This window comes from Nocardia sp. N2S4-5, from assembly GCF_044628355.1.
Lineage (GTDB): Bacteria > Actinomycetota > Actinomycetes > Mycobacteriales > Mycobacteriaceae > Nocardia > Nocardia wallacei_B.
Genome location: NZ_JBIUPM010000001.1, coordinates 112428 through 130305 on the forward strand (window position 1 = coordinate 112428; position 17878 = coordinate 130305).

The 17878-nt window shown below is 66.2% G+C and carries 7 protein-coding genes; 3 read left to right on the forward strand and 4 right to left on the reverse strand.

The features are described 5' to 3' along the window. Positions 1–235 precede the first annotated feature (235 nt). Both ribA and ACFMRZ_RS00510 read left to right on the forward strand, forming a co-directional pair. Positions 236–9820 (forward strand): GTP cyclohydrolase II RibA, encoded by a 9585-nt coding sequence (gene ribA / locus ACFMRZ_RS00505; RefSeq protein ID WP_400177409.1) that lies wholly within the window; start codon positions 236–238, stop codon positions 9818–9820. Next, positions 9735–13583 (forward strand): PfkB family carbohydrate kinase, encoded by a 3849-nt coding sequence (locus tag ACFMRZ_RS00510; RefSeq protein ID WP_400177410.1) that lies wholly within the window; start codon positions 9735–9737, stop codon positions 13581–13583. The genes ribA and ACFMRZ_RS00510 overlap by 86 nt, the downstream gene beginning before the upstream one ends. A 22-nt stretch (positions 13584–13605) precedes the next feature. Here ACFMRZ_RS00510 and ACFMRZ_RS00515 read toward each other — a convergent pair whose 3' ends face one another. The 4 genes from ACFMRZ_RS00515 to ACFMRZ_RS00530 all read right to left on the reverse strand — a co-directional run bounded on the left by ACFMRZ_RS00515 (position 13606) and on the right by ACFMRZ_RS00530 (position 17392). Further along, entirely contained in the window at positions 13606–15177 is a 1572-nt protein-coding gene (locus tag ACFMRZ_RS00515) for an MFS transporter (RefSeq protein ID WP_400182739.1), read from the reverse strand. Between the two features lie 118 nt (positions 15178–15295). After that, positions 15296–15586, reverse strand: coding sequence for a hypothetical protein (locus ACFMRZ_RS00520; RefSeq protein ID WP_280275203.1), 291 nt, complete (start codon positions 15584–15586; stop codon positions 15296–15298). Positions 15587–15603: 17 nt separating this feature from the next. Next, positions 15604–16047, reverse strand: a complete 444-nt coding sequence (locus tag ACFMRZ_RS00525) for a hypothetical protein (protein WP_400177411.1) — start codon at positions 16045–16047, stop codon at positions 15604–15606. Positions 16048–16084: 37 nt separating this feature from the next. Then, positions 16085–17392 carry an erythromycin esterase family protein gene (locus tag ACFMRZ_RS00530; protein WP_400177412.1) on the reverse strand — a complete coding sequence of 436 codons (1308 nt, stop codon included), beginning with the start codon at positions 17390–17392 and terminating at the stop codon, positions 16085–16087. Between the two features lie 92 nt (positions 17393–17484). Between ACFMRZ_RS00530 and ACFMRZ_RS00535 the strand changes: the two genes are divergently transcribed. Continuing rightward, positions 17485–17856 (forward strand): STAS domain-containing protein, encoded by a 372-nt coding sequence (locus ACFMRZ_RS00535; RefSeq protein WP_400177413.1) that lies wholly within the window; start codon positions 17485–17487, stop codon positions 17854–17856. The last annotated feature ends 22 nt before the right edge of the window (positions 17857–17878 follow it).

Consider the following 17878-nt stretch of genomic DNA (forward strand, 5'->3'; position numbering starts at 1 on the left):
AGCGGCGGACGTATGGCGACCGCCGTCCGAAGTCAATCCCGCCTTGTTCGCGCCCGCGCCCGAATGGCAACCGACACCACTGCCGAGTGTGCCACTGCCGAGCCAGCCGCTGTCGCCAATTCCTTTGGGAGTGCTCCGACTTCCGGGTACTGCCGAAGCGACGTGGGGTCACGGCGGAAATCAGTGCGCGCGGCTGACTGCCGCACAGCATCGGACTCGGACCGGCAATCCCGACGTGGAGGAGATCGGTTTCGTCGGGTTGAGCGGCTTTTCGCTGTCGCGCTACGTGAATGCTCTCGGCGGACAGTTGCAGCGGATCGACGTCGACCCCGAACTCCCGCACCGCCGGCTCGTACAGACGTTCCTCGAGTTGGTGGCGAGCAAGAAGCCACACGAGCGGAACGGGATGTCGGTGATAGTCGTCGATCTGACGCCGATGGACGAACACGGCGCGAGCGGCCATACGAATCGATGGGAATACCACTACGACTTGGCGAGCGACAGCGGCTGGCTCGAGCTCCAGGACTCCGGGAAGCAGAAATTCGGCCCGTACACGGAGCCGTCGGCCGCCGGTGAGCTGGAAGGCCTCTTCGCCATGGCGTTCGGGCCGCGGGGCGAATCACTGCTGCTCCCGGGTGCCGAGGTCGTTCCGCCGCCCGACCGGCGGATCGGTCACGACGAGCACCCGGTACCCGCCGCGGATCCGGCGGCGGCGACTCCGCTGGCCGAGCTCCTGGCCGTCACCGAACCGGACGACGACCTGCTGTTGGGCAGACTGAAGAAACTCGACGGGCGATATGGACGTCTCGATTTTCGGGTTATCGAGGCTCATTACCTGATCGGCAACGAGCCGAATGCGACACGCAGCATCCGCGGCCTGTACTTCGCCGGGGAGATCTCCGATTCGGAGACCGGCAGAGCGGTGTGGTGGCCGAAATTTGATATCCAATTCGACGAGCTGAATCGAATCGTGGTCCGGTTCCGGTATGATGGTACGATCAGCCGATATTATGCGGCGGAGGTATACAATTCCTTCGTAGCGCGCCTGGACAACGAGTTCTTCGGCCCGTCTGCCGATCGGATGCATTTCAAGCCGGAATTCGAAGTGGCCGGGCTCGTCGCGACGCAGCCAGGTATCCGATGGGACGCGACCGCCGGTCAATTCGAATTGGCCGTCGAGCGATTGTACGAGGCTGCCCAAAACCTCTTCATCGACACCACGCCCGTCGGGCGCCGGCGCGTGGCCGATGTTCTCGGATGGCTCGAGCGTGCCGGGGTGGCAGGGTCCTCGCCGGCCGATGTGCGTAATATCGCCGATGCCGCCGACCCGCAACTCGGCGCCCGGCTGCTGGCTGCGGCCAACCCGAACATGGTGCGTCACTACGGCGAATATCTGGCCGCGGACCCCGCGGCGCGGACGGCGGCGCCGAAAACCGCGCCCGTCGCACCGGATCTCGGGGAGCCGACCGAAACCCTGACCTTGCGGGAATTGCTCACCCACGACGAACCGCGCAACGCACTGCTGCGCGGTGTGCTCCCCGGGAATTGGGTCTGCGGTCCCTATCGGGTGCAGCCGACAGTTGTCCGATACATCGCCGAGTGGCGATTCGGGGATCCGCCCGAGGCAAATGTGCTGACGCGGCACTACGCATCCCGAATCGTTGCTATCAACGTGCAAGGCGGGATCGACGACAACGAGGGAAACGGCGTCGGATTCCTGGAATACGACATCATGCTGGACGACGAAGACAATATCGCCGTCACCGACCTCACCTATCTCGACGGCGTCCCCGACAACGGTTTCCATGCCGACTTGGCAGCGCGGACGGAGGACTATTTCCGAGACAACGGGGTGGACCGGATCGTCGGAACGACGCTGACCGAATACGGTGCCGCGGCAATGCGAAGCGGCGCGAGTTGGCCCGTCGACAATCCGACCGACCTGCTGGATGTGCTGAGGAACTTCCGGTCGTCGGCGCGTACCCTACGCCGCGACAGCACCAAGGCCGACCAGACCATTCTGGACGATGTCCTGCAGCGCTTCGCGGGTCGGCCGGCCGATTTCCCGAGCCCGGCGGAATTGGCCGATCTGGCCGGGGACAATCCCTACCTCGGCCGCGACTTGGTTGCCGAGTCGCGCTGCCACATCATCAGAAGATTGCGGCCCGCCGGGGACGTCACCGGAGCCGCCGCTCGGTCGGTTGTCGCCGGCCGCGCGCAAGCGGCGGCCCATCAGTTGCGGGGGGACCTCGCGGCGCTGCTGTGGAAACGCCCGCTGGTCGCGGCAGACCTGTTCGACACGGGATCGCCAGGCTGGGCGGCCTGGTACACCCCCCACCGCGAGGCCGGCGATCGGCTGCTGCGGCTGCTCGGGGTCGAGGCCGGCCGCGCAACCGACGGCTGGGTTGCGCAGGCGGCGGCGCGCGTGCGTTCGAACGTCCCCACGGCGACGGAGTTCGGCGCTGCCGTAAAGACTTTCGACGCTCTCCATGCCGCGACTCAGCTTGTCGATGACATCCAGAGCCTGGAGCGGCGGGCCCGGACGGTCAGAGCGATCGAGGCCGAACTATCGCTGTCCGGCGCGGAGTTGCGCCGGACGTTGGTGTGGGTTCACGGCTTGACGGCCGCCGGAGACTTCCGCCGCTATCCCGTGCTGCGCGATGCACTCGGGAGGGCGCTGGCGCGAGTGGCCTCTCAGGCACATGACTTGCGGCGCTGGTCACAGTGGGCGCACCAGCTACATCGGCTCGGCGTGGCATTGGAGGATGCCGAGTCGCAACTGCGGTCGTACGAGTGGACGCGGAACGGGCTGCTCGAGGCGGCTCGGGACCGAGACCTGACGCAGTGGGAGCCGCGTGCGATATCCCTCGCTTTGCGAGATCGGTTGCGGCGCTTGCCTACCCATGCCGCGGAGGCCGAGGAAGGAGAGCAGCTCCGCGAACTGATTCGAAACGCGGACGCACTCGCCGTAGTGGACGACACCAGCCATCGGCTGAATTCAGATCTGTATTTCCTGCTGTCCCGAGTGGACTCGGAACTGGCCGGGCACGCCGCGCCCGGACTCTCGATAGCGGAGGCACCGAGTTCCGGACGGCTGGCGGCGGAACTGGTCCCCGCACGGGACGCGCTGGTGGCCCGGCGTCGCGAACTGCTCGCCGTGCTCCATGCGGCGGACTCGCGGTTCGGTGTCGACCCGACTCGTCTGGACTCGGGCAGGGCGGGCGCGAACGAGCTGACTCGATTGCGCGAACTGCGTGAACGGACGGCCGCGGAACCCGGCGGCACCGCACAGATCGGCCGGCTGGACCAAATAGTCCGGCGCGCGCGCCTGCTGGTCCGGACGACAGAGCGAATCAGTCGAATCGACACGGTCGCAGCGGCTTTGGACGAAGCAGACCAGCAGATTCTGGCTGTTGACGGTCGTCTCGACGGGCTGCGGGCAGATTACTTGCGGCGCTTTCCGTTGGACCGCAGGCTTTTTCCGGACGAATTCGGCGAGAACCGGCTGGCACTGCACGATGCTGTGCACTCGGCCGAAGCCTCGGTGCGTGCACAGGACCGGGAAGAAGCGCGGGACGGCGCTGAGTCGGTCCGCAATCACGCTGTCGCGCAACGTTCTCGGTCGCTGCGCCGCATCTCGGAACTGAACGACCACCGCGGCCGGTGGGTGGCTTACCGGAATAGCCTGCGGGCCGACGCGGAGCCACTGCTCGAACTGGTCCGCCGGATGCAAGACGCCGAATTCGGCATTGTCGACGCGTTCGATGAACTGGGTCGGCTGGCCGATCGCACCGGCGTCGAGCTGGACCGCCTGGGTCCGCCCGAGGAGTGGCCCGCCGCCCTGCGCAGCCTGCTCGGCGCGGAGCTGGGCCGGATCGTGGCCGCGCTCGGTGACAAAGCGTCGATAAACCTGCACGGGATGGCCGGTGCACCGGCCGGAGAGTTGGATCCCTACGAGGTGGGCGTTGCCGTCCGACGGGCACTGCTCCAGTTGGGGGATCGAGTGTCGAGCGAACAGACGGAACTTCTGGCGCGTTGCGCTGATCTCACCGAGATGGCCGCTGAGGCGGATGTGCTGCAGCAGTGGCCCGACGAGTTGCGGGACGCCGAAACGGAATTCGGCATCCGCACGGCGAAGACGCAGCCGACGCCACCCTTCGCGGAGACCACCGCGCACGACGGCACCGTGCCGTACAGCCGGACCGACGCGCACGCCGCTAACCGGTGCGCCTCATTGACGGCCGAGACGCACCGGATACAAACCGGCAGAACCGATGTCGTCGTCCTGGAACCGGAGGGCTTGCCCGGGTCGTCCCTGCGCACCTACACCGCCGCGGTACACGGAATCGTGCAACGGTTCGCCGTAGACCCGATCATTCCGCATGGCGAACTCGAACGTGCGGCCCGGGAGCTCATCGAGTCGATGCCTCCGGACGAGCGTGACGGGTTCTCGATCATCGTGGTGGACGGGACGCACGAGGTCGACGAGCACGGCGTGAGCGCCCACACCTACCGCCTGGAGTACCGGCACGACGAGCACACCGGCATCGGGTGGTTCGAACTGCAGGACCCCGGCAAGGGCGAGTTCGGGGAATGGCTCGACGTGATTCGTTCCTCCGAACTGACCGGAATCTGGGTGATGGCCTTCGACCGGAACGGCATTGCGCTACGCCTGCCCGGCGGCGCCGGAGACGACATTCCGCCATGGGAATTGCGGATCGGCAGCGAGGAGAGTCGTCCGGTCGACCCGCCGCGCGCCCGCTTCGACGATTTCGACATGCCCCTGCCGGTCCGTGACCGCGCTACGAAATTCCGCATGTTCGGGGAATGGCTGCGGGCAGTCCGACAGGTGCACGGGTACACACAGAGTCGACTCGCCGACGCGATGGGCTTCAGCCGGAACACCGTGATCCGGGCAGAGTCGGGCAGGACGATAACCGTCGAGTATTTGCGTCGCTTCGGCCGTGCTCTCGGATTGTCCGACACGGTGATCCGCGGCGCCGGCCCGCAGGAATTACTGCGCGATTTCCGTGATGGCCCGGAGCCCTCGGACCACGCTGTGGCGGCGCCCGGGACGGCGCCTCCGGAAACGAAGTCCGCGGCCGATCCGTCGCGGCATATCGACGACGAAGTTCCGGGCGTCACCATTGATTGGCTCCGCTCCGAACCAGCGGCCACACCGTTCGTCGAGCGCGTCGGCCGGGATGCGCGCGATGTATTCGACCGATACCCCGGAGCCGAGCAAAAGGCTCAGATGCTGGACGAGGCATTGAATCCGCCGTGGCCGCGGTTCGGTTCGAAGGCAGGTTCCGAGGCGACGCTGCCCGACGCTCTCGGCCAGGTGTTCCGGTCGATAGTCCGCGCTGTGCCGTCTGAACATGTTCCCGCGGTCGTGCGGGCGTTCCGGCTCACCCCTGCCGCCGAAGCGCAGTTGCTCCACGCGTGGCGGGAGCTGCGTGGGACACCGGAAGCCGGACGCGAAGAAGAATTACTCGCGCTGTGGCGGCAGGACGACCTGCCGGACGACGAGATCGAGTACCGGCTCGATCTGCCGGTGTTGACGTACTTCCGCACGCACGACCGTGCCACCTTGTTCGCGATTACGGTGTTGGACAAGGCATTGCACGGACCGTGGGACACGCTCCGGAATCGGTTGCGCGCCGATTCACTGCGCACACTCGCGCGGGGTGTCACCGAACTGGCCCGCTCCGTGCCCGCTGAGCACTATCCGGTGCTTCTCACCGCTTTCGATGTGAGTGCGGGGGCCGCGACCGCACTCCTCGACGCGCTGCGCCGGGCCGGTGGCGACCGGGTGGATACGTGGGCGCCTACCGCCGCCAGGTTGGTCACCGCGATTCTCGGCGCGGAGTCACCGGCTCTACGGAACGTCGATGTGCACCGACAGCGCTTCGGCGAGGAAGCGACCGTACAACTGGCTCGTTTCGGGAAGCACAATCCATACCTGGTCTACCGTTCCGATCACATAGAACTGCACCGGCCCGGGCAGCCGACGCTGCGGGGATCGTTGAACGGGCCTCTGGTGGAAGCTCTGACTGCCGCATATCATGCCGAGCCGTCGATCACCTTCCTGAACGAGGTGCGCGACAAGTCGGTGCCCCGGGATCCGGTGATCATCCATTCCCTGCCCACCGAGGATTGGGGAACTCTACGACTCCATGTGTACGAGTCGCGAAATCTGGGAGAAGGCGCGGTCGTAGCGGCGGTGGTCGGAGCGCCGGAACAGCTACTGTCGCGGCCGCCGTTGGTGCGATTGCATTCTCGCTGTCTCTATGGTGACGTCCTGCATTCCACGAAGTGCGATTGCTACAGGCAACTACTGGGTGCGCTCGATCAAATGTACGACGAGGGCGCCGGAGTGGTTATTTATATGGACGAGGGCAGGTATGGCAGCGGGCACGAGGGGCGCGGTGTCGGTTTGCTCAACAAGGCGGCCGCCTACCGGGAGGAAGACAAGGGATTCAATACGGCGCAGGCGTTCGACAAATTGCACCTCCCCTACGATCTCCGCCGCTATGGTCATGCCGCCTATCTGCTGCGCTATCTCGGCGTCGAAGCCGTACGCATGATGACCAACAATCCGGAAAAAATAGCGGGATTGGAAAAGCACGGCATCGAATTGGTGCGACGTGTACCACAGCTGTATCTCGGCGAGAACCGGACCGAATACCTCGATACCAAGAGACTGGTCTTCGGGCATTTGCTGGACGAAAAGGATTTCGCCGAACCGCAAACCGCCGCGTCTCAGCCGACTCCGTGGTCGTCGCAGCCCACCGACCCTGCTGTCCCGGACACGGTGACGACGACGGTCCCGCCGGTCGCGGAGACCACCGGGAGTGACGGCACCGCACCCTACGTGCCGACCGACGCGCATGCCGCGAATCGCTGTGCCACGCGGACGGCCGAGGCGCATCGGGAAGATACCGGCAGGAGTGATGTCGTCGTGCCGGTAACCGAGGGCCTGGGTGGGGTATTTCTGCGAACTTATGCCGAAGGGCTGCACGGAGATCCGCAACGGTTCGCCATCGATGCGCTCACTCCGCATTTCAACGTCGAGAAATCGGCGCGTGCGGCCATTGCCGCGCTGCCCCCGGAAGAACGTGACGGGGTATCCCTCGTGGTGGTCGATGTAACGCTCGAAGTCGACGAGCACGGCGTCGGTGCCCACACCTATCGGCTGAAATACCGGTACGACGAGCAGACGAACACCGGCTGGTTCGTATTGCAGGATCCCGGCAAAGGGCAGTTCGGAGTGTGGCGCGACGCGATGCGCTCACCCGAGCTGACCGGTATCTGGGTGATGGCCTTCGACCGGAAGGGAGTTCGGCTGCACCTGTCCGGCGCCGAAGACGACACTCCGCCGGCGGAATTGCGGATCGGCAGCGAGGAGAGCGATCCCGTCCAGCCGTCACCGGGCACGGAATCGCAACCTGGTGACTCCGCGTCGTCCGGGCCGGGCAGCCTGGCCGACGAGGCGAATATCCGGTCGGCGGTCGCTCGTCGCGTCGACGAACGAGCCGCGCGACTGCGGCGGGAACTGGTCGAGCTGCTCCGGCCGCACGACATCGAGGCCGGTGACCTGTTGCGTCCCGGCTCGTCGGCCTGGGACAGCTGGTCCACCGAGCATCGGCGGCTTCGTGGCGAGGTGATCGATATGGTCGGCATCGAACGCGGCCGTGCGGTGGACGACGCGTGGCTTCGTCACATGCTGACGGAGTGGCGGGAACCGGATCACGCGACGCCCGAATTCGACACCGTGGCAAAGGCTTTCGCCGATTCGTATGCGGTCGTCAAGCTTGTCGACGATATCCGTGGCCTGGACAGGTGGGCTCGAACGGTCGACGCGGTGGAGGCGGCGCTGGCACGTCATCTCGACCAAGCGCGCCGACTGCTCGCTGCGCCGCTTGCCCGCCTGCGCGGGATTGTCGGCGCGGTCGCGGTTTTTCGGCCGTTGGGCGCGCTGGTCCCGGTGATCGACTCCCTCCTCACTACCGTGATCGAGGGGCTCACGGCCGCCGAACGTCTGAAACGCCAGGCTGACGCGCTGTATGCGCTGGGAACCGCGATCGAGGACTACCAGCGGGTACTGGGGTCGCGCGAGTCGTCGCATCGGCAGATCCTCGCTGCGGCAAGGCAATACGGCTTGCCCGCCTGGGACACCCGATCCGGGTTCGCACTACTGCTGGCTCGGCTTCGGCACCTGTCGGGTGCCGCCCGCACGTCGGGGGACGAGGACCGCGCCGAGAATCTGCACCGGTTGGTGCAGCGAGCCACCATGGCTGTCCAGCTCTACGACACGATCCAGCTGCTGAATACCGATATGGCCGCCGTAATCGAACACGCGACCGCGCCGCCCGCCGATGACCCCGCCGCCGCGGACGAGACACCGGACCGCGTGCGCGAACTGTCCGGTCCCACACCGTTACGCGAGTATCTGGCCGTCTTGCGGGACGATGTCGCGCGTCAGCGACGAGACAGGTTCGCCGTCCTGCTGGACGGGCTGGGCGACGAGTTCGCGGTCGATATCGCAGCGCTCGACGAATGCGGCTGGGGCGGGCACGAGCTGAACCGGTTGCTGAGTCTGCAGGCGACGAAGTCCGACCGGCTCGCCGCCGCCATACGTATCCTCCGCGCGATTGCCCGTGCCAACACGCTGCTCACCCGGATCGACACGGCGGTGGTGGCGCTGGACGACGCCGATCCCCGGAGACAAATGGCGAATCAGGCGCGCGACCGCGTGGTCGACGGCACCGATCCAACAGTGCCTCGAACAGCGGACATCGATCAATACGATTCGGATCTGGATGAGTGGCTGGATGCGGTACTGGATGCCGTGGGGACGGTCGGCGAATCGTTCGCCCGGCCCGAAGCCGCTGTGTCCGTCGGCGCCGACCGGACGACGACCGTCGACCTGGAACGAGCGGATATCGTCACGCTGCAAAGTGCCATGACCGACGGCGTGGTCACCTCCGTGGGGCTGGTCGAAGGATATCTGCGTCGCATCGAGATATCGGACAGCGTGTATCCGCCGTCGAATGCGATTCTGGCGGTGAATCCGAACGCGATCGCCGAGGCCGAGCGACTGGACGCCGAACGCCGGCAAGGACACGTGCGGGGGCCGCTGCACGGTATTCCGATTCTGATCAAGGACAACATCGATGTGGCCGGCATGCCCACGACCGCCGGGTCCGTGGCACTGCGGAATTCGTATCCCGCCCGAGACGCGTTCATCGTGCAGCGGCTGCGGGCCGCGGGAGCCGTCATCCTCGGCAAAACCAACATGACCGAACTCGCGAACTTCATGGCCGAGGGAATGCCTTCCGGCTGGAGCGCGCTCGGCGGGCATGGGCGCAACCCCTACGGGCCGTTCGCGGAGCTGAGCGGATCCAGCCGGGCAGATGTCGTCGCGGCCGGCCTGGCGGCGGCGGCTATCGGAACCGAGACCTCGGGTTCCGTCGTCTCGCCGGCGGTGAACACCTCGGTGATCGGGCTGAAACCGGTCGACCTGGTGAGCCGGACCGGGATCCTGCCGGTCTCGGGCACCTTGGACACGGCGGGCGTGCTTGCCCGGACCGTGCGCGACGCGGCGATTCTGCTGACCGTGATGGCGGGTCCCGATCCGGAGGATCCGGTGACCGAGCGCGCTGCTGACCGAGCGGGCACGGACTACGCCGGGGGACTGTACCGCGGAGCTTCTGCGTGGCCGGCGGATCGGCGTGGTCGGCGCGCCGGACAATTTCGGCGGCGCGCCGGCGGTCTTCCGAGTCCTGGGCGCGACGCTGATCCCGGTCGAGGTGCATGAGGCCGGTCTACCCGCGGCGCTGGCCACCTGGGAACTCAAGCGAGATTTCGAACGGTACCTGGCCCGACTGCCCGCGGGCGCTCCGATCAGGACACTGGACGAGTTGATCCGCTTCAACGACGACAACCTCCTCACGGAGGGAGCTGCCCCGTACGGACAAGAGGCATTGCGTAAAGCCAACGCCGTCGACTTGAACGATCCGGCAGTACAGGCGGAATATCACGCTCACCGCGAACTCGTGTTGGAGACGGCACGGGAGCGGCTCGATGCGGCGTTCGCCGCGAGCGGATCGGACGTGTTGTTGTTCTTCCACGCCACCGCGCACAAGGTGTACGCCCGGGCGAAGTACCCGGCGGTCACGATCCGGATCGGATACGACCCGCGCACCGGTCAGCCGCTCGGTGCGACAGTGGTCGGCAAACCGGGCGCGGAGGCCGATCTGCTGCGTATCGCTCATGACTATGAGCAGGAGGCGCGGGTGTGGCGGCCACCCTCCGAAATCAATCCGGCACTGTTCAAGGGTCTCGCATGGACCCGCAGCCGGCGGAAGCAGGTGCCGACGACCGATGGCGCAGCGGACTCGACTACTCGCGGCCGGGTCGTCGCGGCGCGGTCCGATGGTGACGACCGGAGTCAATGTGCGCGAATTATCGCGAGGCATCGGTATCGGACGGGCACTCCCTCGGTCGTCGTGGCCGACGTTGTCGGGCCGAACGGCTGGTCGCTGACGAGTCTCGTCGAGGCGTCGGGCGGTCGTCTGCAGCGGACGCCGGTCGAGCCGGAACAGCCGTACCGGCGGGTCGAGCAGTCGTTTCGTGAACTGGTGGCCGATGTGGATCCGCGAGAGCGCGACGGGATGTCGTTGATCGTCATCGACACGACGCGGCTCGGTGAGCACGAACTGGTCGGTGACACCTCGCGGTGGGAGTACCGCTACCACGAGCGCACGCAGTGGGACTGGTTCGAACTGCAGGATCGGGGAACGCCCTCGGACGATCATCACTTTCACATGACGACCGACCGTGAAGTGCACGGCATTCTGGTTATGGCTTTCGATCGGCACGGCGAATCGTTGCTGCTGCCCGACGCGGAGGTGGTGACGATCGGTGTATCGGTGCCGGATTTCGCCATCGGGCAGGGCCGTCGGCCGGAGGACGCTCCGGGGGAAGTCCGTGCACCGCTGGGTAGTCCGCGGGTGGTCGCGTTCGGTGGCGCCACGATCGATATCATCGTGGATCACCAGGAATTCCCGGCCGACGGGGAATACCGCGAAGTCTCGTCGATTCGCGAAACGGCGGGCGGCAAGGCTCTCAACCAGGCGGTCGCCGCCGCGCGGCTGGGTGCGAAGGCGGACATCGTGACGGCCGTCGGACACGACGGCCACGATATTCGAGAGACCTTGCGCCGCGAAGGAGTCGGTCATGGCGGGGTGCGGGTCGAGAACGGTGTGGCGTCCGAGAAAGTCCTGTGTCTCGTCGGTCCGGACGGAGAGTCGTCATTCGTGCGCCACGCCGCCCGCGAGCTGGAACTGACCGGCGACGACATTCGAGCGAATCTCGAGACTATCGAAAACGCCGATGTCGTCCTGCTGGCCTCCGAGCTGTCCCCGGCGATCGTCTCGGACATCGCCACCGTCGCCCGCGCGCACGGCGCGAAGGTCGTCCTGCAACCGGCTCCGCGCGAACGGGTTTCGCTCGACGCGGTACGAATGGCGGACATTCTGGTGCCGAACGAGAAGGAGGCGCGGGCGCTTTTGTCCGTCGCGGCGAGTGACGCCGAAACGATCCCGGCGGAACAATTGCCCGAGCGCCTGTTCGAACTGCTGGGTATCCCGGTCATCGTGGTCACGCTCGGCGCTGCCGGATGCGCGGTGCACCATGACGAGCGCACCGAAGTGTTTCCGGCACACCCGACGCGGGTCGTGGACGCGACCGGTGCGAGCGACGCGTTCACTGCCGCGCTCGCCATGGGAATGGCTGCCGGACTACCCGTGCGCCGCGCGGTCCAGCTCGGTTTGTCCGTAGCTGCGCAGACGGTCGCCCGGTCCGGCGGCGCCGAGTCGATGCCGTATGCCCGCGACCTCTCCGGTGCGCTGCCTCAACCATCGGCCGAATCACGAGCCGTCGCCCCGCGGCCTACCCCGTGGTCACCACGCACGTCCGAACCGCAGGCCGAGGCGTCCGGTTCGCGACCGTCGACGCCATGGTCCGACGATGCGATAACAGTCGAATGGTTCACCGCGGCAACCGATGCCGACGAGCTCCAGGATGATCGGACATGTTTTCGGCGCGGCCTGGATCGCGTGCGTGCCGTGACCGGCGCGGCGGTGGGCGTATGGACCCCGGAAGAGGCGACCGGGCGTGGAGTGCTGCCATTGCCGGCTCAGCGAGCAGCCGGCGGAGTGTTCCGCGAGGTCGCCACCTGGGGACTGCTGGAGCAGAAGCTGTCGACCCGGGCGCCCGGCACCACATTCCTCGTCGTCCATTGGCCGTCCGGCGTCCTCGACGCGCCCTCGGTCGATTCCGTCGATTCACGGACCGCTCACACCGTCGTGTTGACTCGCGGCCACGCCCCGGAAGCGCTGGAGTTCTACGAAGCCGGAGCCGACAGTGTCCGGGGCTACCTGATCGGCAAGCGTCCCACCGATACAGGGGTCCCGCCCACAGGGAACCGCCTGGTCGTCATCGAGTACGGCACCGACGGTGTTGTCATTCCGGCGAGTGGCCCCGCCCTTCTGCCGCCGCTGCCTATTGCGGACACAGCCGATAGCCGACATCTCGATGCTGCTCGTAACCCGCCGTGGTCGAACGACGAATCTTTCCGTTCCGTCGTCGCACGCGCGGAGATCCGCGCCGGTGCAGTCTTCCGGAGCGACCACAAACCTGGTTACGTCATCGACGGTATACGACGGTTCGACTCGCATCGCATCGCCCGGATGTACGGCGACAAATATCTGAGCTCGCCGTTCCACAGCCTTACCGACGATCAACGGATGGCCGTTCTCGAATGTGTCGCCAATTCATACGCATATCAGCATTTTCTGCGACCGACCGGTTTTATCGACCCCGCGGTCGCGGAACGGGAGCTGCGTGAATTCCACGGCGATACAAAGGACGGATGGAGTCTCTTCGAGTTGTATGACAGCGTCCCGACGCTGTCCGATATTCGCCGAGCCGCGAGGCGTCCGGATCTGACCTCGGTGCAACGGGATATCGTCACGCGCATCCTCGGTTCCGCGGACCCTTGGCGCGAATTGCAGAAGACGATTCGAAGGCCGAGCTCGGCGGGGATGCGTGGGACGCTGACCGCGGCCTTCGGGAAGTGGCCCACCCTCGCCGACCTGCGGAAGCGGATCAACACGGTGAACAGGGCGGTGCGGCATCCCCTGCCGGAAGGACTGGAGGTCCATCGCGGCCTGCGGGAGGCGGCGTTCATGTTGGACGGCAACAGTCCATATGAGCTGGTAGGTACCACGTGGATCGAACCCGGGTTCACCTCCGCATCGCTGGGTAGCGGTCCTGTCGCCGTTGCGGATACCGACCCGGCGGTGGAACTCCATATCTCGGTGCCGAAAGGAGTAGAGGCATTGTGGATCGGGCCGAACGGGCCGTACCCGGAGCAGAACGAGGTGCTGTTCGGGCAAGGGCTGGGGATCCGAATCACCAAGGTGCGCAGACACGGCGGGAAATGGCACCTCTTCGGGAAAGTGGTGCGATACGGCGGGATGGCAGGCGATGCGGTCCGAACAGTCGACCTGGAGTGAGTGGACGCGGGCGCACTGGGAATCATTCACCCGGAGCCCTCGCGACTGATGGTTTCGGAATAACCTTCGGGACGCCCCGGAGTGATACCAGTGCGAATGCCGCGACGCCGATGATCAGTGCGGTCCCTATCGACAGCGTGACCTGCATGCCGTCGACGAATGCCGCCTGTGCGCCGGCGGCGACTTGTCGGTACAGGTCGTCGGGGAGTTCGGTCCGCAGCGCGGTGCCGAGGCTGTCGCGGATACCGTTCGCTTCGTCCGCTGAGATCGATTCCGGGACAACGACAGTGGAGCGGTAGATCCCGGTGAGGATGGTGCCGAGGACCGCGATTCCCAGTGCCGCACCCAATTGCGTTGCGGTCTCGGAGATTCCGAACGCGGAGCCCGGGCGGTGGCGGGGCACCGCGGCGAGCACGGTGTCGGCGGTGGTGGTGAAGGCGAGGCACATGCCGATTCCGGACAGGAGTATCGACGCCGCGAGCACGGGGTATTCGGTGTCGACTCCGCCGGCGAGGGCCAGCAGTGCGGACGATACCGCGGTGATACCGAGTCCGAGCGCCACGGTACCGGCACGGCCGAGACGGGCGATGAGCGGCGGGGTGAGTACCGCGCCACCGATCATCGCGCCGAAGGCCGCGGGCATGGTGGCCAATCCTGCTCGCAGCGGCGACCAGTCGAGAACCATCTGGAAATACTGGGCGAGGATCATCGATTGGGCTGCCAGCGCGAGCATCATCACGAAATTGACGGTGATCGAGCTGGTGAAGGCACGCGACCGGAACAGGCGCGGATCGATGAGTGGTGCGACCGCCCGGGTCTGCCGGCGCAGGAACAATGTGATGCCCACACATCCCAGCGCTGCCGCGACAATCACGCGCGCTTGCCCTAGCCCGTTGGTGGCCTCCTTCAACGCGTATACCAGTCCGAGGACCCCGGCGACAGACAGTGTCACTCCGATCGGATCCAGCCGGGCGGGGTGCGTATCCCGGACCTCGGGAAGTACGCTCAGCCCGATGGCGACAATCGTGACGGTGATCGGAACGTTGACGAGAAATATTGCCCGCCAGGAGAATACGTCCAGAATGGTCCCGCTCACGAGCGGTCCGAGTCCGACCGCCAGCCCACCCGCGGAGCCGAATACGCCGAGGGCCATGGTGCGTTGCCTGGCATCGGTGAATACGCTGCGAAGCAGACTCAGCGTGGTCGGCAGCATTGTGGCGGTGGTGACACCGAGCAGTACCCGCGCCGCGATCAAGGTCTCCGGGGTCGGCGCGACCGCCGCCAGTATCGACACCGCGCCGTAGCCCGCCGTGCCGAGCAGCAGCAGGCGTCGGTGACCGATCCGATTGCCTATGCCACCCATGGTGATCAGCAGCCCGGCCAGTACGAATGTCGAAATGTCGGCGATCCAGAGCAATTGCGTGCCGCTCGCGTCGAGGTCGGCGCCGATACCCGGAAGCGCCATACCCAGCGCGGTGAGATCCCAGTTCGGAATCACCGCGAGCAGGCACGCAACCGTCAAGGTGCCCCACTTCCGCACCGCCGTAACCGTTTTCGCGCTCGCCGTCGGATCGTGAGCGTCGGAACTGATCATCGAATTCACGGCTCGACGGTAGAAATGCCGAACGCGAATCGGCGTCCCACTGCGATAGGGGCTCGGGTAGCACGGTGGTATCAAATCGGCTGTGCACCCTGGTCACATGTCCCCGGCGTCAGCGACGGCGCATGAACGCCACCAGGCAGCGTTCCTTGAATCTCGGACTGTCGAGGCTCCGCTCGATCACGCTCACCAGCTCCCACCCCTGGGATTCGAGCAATTCGATGCCGTTGAGCAGGTGCACCACCGGCTCGAAGATGACGGAATTGTTGTTGCTCGATGCGCGGGTCTCCACCCGGGGAGGCGAACTCAGAGCCAGGTTCCGGTGCGGATAGGACCGTAGATCCACCACACCGTTCAGTACAGCGATCACGTCGAAGACAGGTCCGGGTACGGGAGCGTTCACACCTTCATCATGCGTCGTCAGCCGCCGAAACCGGCCAGCGCGGAGGCCAAGTCGGGCACTTCGAGCACCTTCGTGGCCTGGTCGCGTACGTCGGGGCAGGTCTGGGTGGTGACGTCGTCGATGATCGACTTGTCGCGGATCACTTCGTCGTTGAGTCCTTGGTTGCGGGCGGCCCAGTTCTGCACCGTGCCGTTGAAGCTGACCTTGCCGAGGACCGTGCCCTGGTCACGCCAGTTGTCGATTTCCGGGGCGATCATGTCGCACAGCTGCCGGGCTGCCTCGGGGGTGACCTTGTCCTCGTCGGTGCCGGTGGTGGCTGTCGTGCTCGGCATCGTGACCGGAGCGGTGGTGGGCGCCGACGTGTCGGTGTCGTCGTCGCCGCAGGCCGCCAGCATCGCGCTCGCCGCCATCACTCCGACCACAACGGCCGAACGCAAACGCCTGCTGTGCCGCGTGAACATGTGTTGCCTCCTTCGAACGGGGAACATTACGTCGGCGTTACCCGGTTTCGGCCGTTTGATGCGGATCGGCCTCCACCACGAGTTCGTCGCCGATAGCGTTGTGGCGCATAGCAGATAGAGCGTGTAATGCGTGCGTGCGATCGAACCAGAAGAACGCGTCGTAGCGGTCGCCGAGGACGGTGGGCACATAGTTGCCCCACTGTTCGCGTTCGGGGTGATAGACGACGCCGATCGCCCGGTGGCCCAACTCGTCGCCGAGCAGATCGGGGCGATCCCCGCTGGGGAAGACGAACACTCCACGCTCGGGCGCGTGCGCGTGCAGCACATCCTCGAGCGATCCGGCGCGTGCCGGGGGCACCGCCAGTGCGCGTGGTTGCGCACCCCAGAAATCTCCCGCGACCACCGTCCCGCGATGGCAGCCGAATCCGATCAGCACCACCTGATCACGGCCGTAGCGCTGCCGTGCGAGCTGGCCGATATTCACCTCGCCCCGCTCCGCCATCGTTGTCGCGCGCGCATCGCCGACATGGGTGTTGTGGGCCCACACGATCGCCTTCGAATCGGGCCCGTAATGGCTCCGCAATCGCTCCAGCGTGGCGTCCATGTGCCGGTCGCGGATATTCCATGAGTGGCGATCGCCGCCGATCATGGTCCGGTAGTACCGCTCGGCACCGGCGACGACTTCGGCGTTCTGCCACGCCCGGAACGCGTCCCCGCCGTCGGCGGCCGCCCGCGCCCGCAGCCGCACCAGCAGATCCACCACCTCGTTCTCGCAGCCGGCCGGAACGAACCGGGCGGCGCGGGCGTAATCGGAAATATCGTCGTAAGGCTCGAAACACCGGTAAGCCGACAACGCCGCCGACATTCCGGCCGGGTCGTGCTCACGCACATGGAGCATGATCTCGTGCAACGACTCCCACAACGAATACACATCCAGGCCATGGAAACCGACGCGGGCGTGTTCGTCTCTTTCCGCGTTGTAGGTGCGCAGCCAGCGCGTGAAATCGACGACTTCCTCATTCGCCCACATCCACGTCGGCCACCGCCGAAATGCCAGCAACGCCGCGCGCGGATCCTCGGGTGCGTCGGGCAGACATCGCACCGAACGGTCGACCCGGTCGCAGTCGGGCCAGTCGCCCTCCACCGCCACGAACGAAAAGCCCTTCTCCACGATCAATCGCCAACTCAGCAACGCCCGCCAGCTATAGAACTCGTCGGTGCCGTGGCTGGCCTCACCGATCAATACGACCGAAGCATCACCGACCCGGTCGAGCAACACATCCAAGTCGCCCGCATCCGTCAGCGGCGTGGCCAGTGCCGCGACGTCATCGCCGTACCGAGGCATATCGACCTCCTCCCACCGTCGTGCTACCCGGTCGAGAAGCGTCGAACCACCATGCGCGGGCTCATGACGGGTGGGCTGGGTAAGGTCCTCGGGTGAGTGAAGGTGAGCGGGAGTCGGCCCCATCGTTGTTGCGGGTCCGAGTTCGGATGGCCGGCGCGGTTGCGGTGGTGACGGTCGAGGGCGAGGTCGACAGCGGGACCGCGGGGCGCATGGCGGCGGCGGTGCGCGAAGGGTTGGATCGCACCAGGGCGGGGTTCTGCGTCGTGGACCTGACCGGAGTCGAGCACTTCGGGGCGGCGGGTTTGAAGACTCTCGCCGCGACCAGCAGGGAGGCCGAGAACCGTCGCGAACCCCTGCGGGTGGTCGTCGACGCCAACCGCCCGGTCATTCGGCCCCTCGAGCTGTCGGGACTCGAGGAGGTCCTGGCGCTTTATCACAGCGTCGAGGACGCACTCGCCGCCTGACTCTCGCGCCGCGGTTCGGTCG

Bases quoted from the DNA above. Each gene is read 5' to 3' on its own strand.
- ACFMRZ_RS00525 (WP_400177411.1), bottom strand. From the start codon at position 16,047: ATGTTCACGCGGCACAGCAGGCGTTTGCGTTCGGCCGTTGTGGTCGGA.
- ACFMRZ_RS00530 (WP_400177412.1), bottom strand. From the start codon at position 17,392: ATGCCTCGGTACGGCGATGACGTCGCGGCACTGGCCACGCCGCTGACG.
- ACFMRZ_RS00515 (WP_400182739.1), bottom strand. From the start codon at position 15,177: ATGATCAGTTCCGACGCTCACGATCCGACGGCGAGCGCGAAAACGGTT.